The sequence below is a fragment of the Agromyces sp. P1_H4 genome (assembly GCF_056405255.1).
On the sequence record NZ_JBFUCL010000491.1, the window covers coordinates 1 to 1,898 of the forward strand.

Below are 1,898 nucleotides of genomic sequence, written 5' to 3' on the forward strand. Positions count from 1 at the left end.
GCCTCGGGCACCGGCATCACCTCGGGCGCCCGGCCCGTCTCGGACGCCGCGGCGGCGCTCGGCGGCGCCGCGGCCGGCTCGTCGGGAGTGGTGAGCGCCGACCAGAGTTCCGCGTCGAAGCCCGCGGCGGGAGCCGCCGTGCCGAACGACGCCGGCGCAGCAGGGGTCACGGGCGTGCCGAGCGGGGCCGACGTTGCCGCACGCTCGTCCCACCCGGCGGGGGCGGTCGACGGTGCGATCGGATGCCGCGGAGGGTCTTCCGGCGGGAACGAGGGCCGTTCGTCGAAGGCGCTGGAATCGGGCGCCGCGGGCGCGATCGGCGGGACCGACGTCGGCCCGGTGGGGACCGGCGTGAAGGACTGGCGTGCGACGGGCGGCGAGGAGTAGCCGGCGAACGGCGGCGCGGCAGCCTGCTGCTGCGCGTGCGTCGGGAGCGTCGGCGGGACGGGGGGCATCGGTGCCGCTGACGCGGCCGGCGCAGCCGTCTCCGGGGACRCGGCGGGTGATCCGGGTTCGGAGAGGCTGCGGAAGGCGGCGCGGATCGCATCCTCGTTGTCGAGGTCGGAGCCCCAGGTCAGGGCGAACGGCGCCGTCGGGGTCACCGGTCCAGGCGGTGGCGCGGCGGCAGCAGGCGGCAGCGGGGGCAGCGGCGGCACCGGCGCCATTGGCCCGGCGGGCGCCACCGGCGCGGCCGGCGCGAACGAGGGTGGCACCGACCCCACCGGCGGCTCGACCGAGGTGAGCGGCGAGGCTGCGGGAGCGGGCGGCAGGTCGGGGCGTCCGACGGTGAACGGCGGATTCCACGACGGATACCCGGCGGTGGGCTCGGCCGGCGCGGGAGCGGCTCCGCCCGGGAACGCCGGCGTCTGGGGAGCGGTGGGCCGGCCCTCGGTCGGCACGAGCGGCCCTCCGATCACGGGGAGCGCGCGCGTGGCGGCATCCGGAGCAGCAGGCGGCTCGGCGAGCGAGAACCAGTCGAGCACCTCCTCGCGCCTGGGCGCGGACGGCGCTGCGGCGGCGGGCGGCACGGGAGACACTGACGGTGCAACCGGCGCCGACGCGGCATCCGGGATCGCAGGAGAGGTGGGGGGCGGCGCGACGGGCGGCTCCTGACGTGCCGGCGGCTGCCCGTTCGCCAGTTGCGCGAGCAGCCAGTCGGCGTCGTCGTCGTTGCGCCCGTCGCCGTTCATCAGGCCAATCCCAGGTCTTCGAGGCCGATCGCAGCCAGGTAGGGCACTCCCGCCCCTTCGATCACTTCCCGCGCACCGGTGGCGCGGTCGACCACGACGGCGACGGCGACGACTTCGGCCCCGACAGCGCGCAGCGCCTCGATCGCCTTGAGCGGCGAGCCGCCGGTGGTCGAGGTGTCCTCGAGCACGATGACGCGCTTGCCGGCCACGTCGGGGCCCTCGACCTGCTTGCCGCGGCCGTGGTCCTTCGGCTCCTTGCGCACGACGAAGGCGTCGTAGGCCAGGCCGCGGGCGGCGCCCTGGTGCAGGATCGACGCGGCGATCGGGTCGGCGCCCATGGTCATGCCGCCCACGGCGGCGACGTCGGGCACCTCGGCGATGAGGTCGAGCATGACCTGCCCGATGAGCGGGGCGACGCGGTGGTCGAGGCTCACCTTGCGCAGGTCGACGTAGTACGACGCCTTCTTGCCGCTGGTCAGGGTGAAGTCGCCGTGGAACACCGCATCGGCCGAGATGTAGTCGATGAGCTGTCGGCGTGCATCGGTGCTGCTGGTCTGGGGGGCGAGGGTCACCCGAATACTCTACGGCCCCGCTGCCTGAGAGGAAGGGGCGGATGCCGCGGGCGGGCCGTGCCTCGGCGTGCGCGCTGCGGCGACCGACGCCGGAGGACGACGAAGGGCCGCTCCGCGGGGTGTCCCTCCCCCGCGC

Annotated in this window: 1 protein-coding gene and 1 pseudogene; both read right to left on the reverse strand. The window is 76.2% G+C overall.

The annotated features are described in order from the left end of the window. A pseudogene (locus AC1DY2_RS19240) lies at positions 1-1,190 on the reverse strand (hypothetical protein); the annotation flags it as partial. Beyond that, entirely contained in the window at positions 1,190-1,762 is a 573-nt protein-coding gene (gene pyrE, locus AC1DY2_RS19245) for an orotate phosphoribosyltransferase (protein ID WP_476763870.1), read from the reverse strand. The gene pyrE and the pseudogene AC1DY2_RS19240, both read right to left, overlap by 1 nt. Positions 1,763-1,898: the final 136 nt, after the last annotated feature.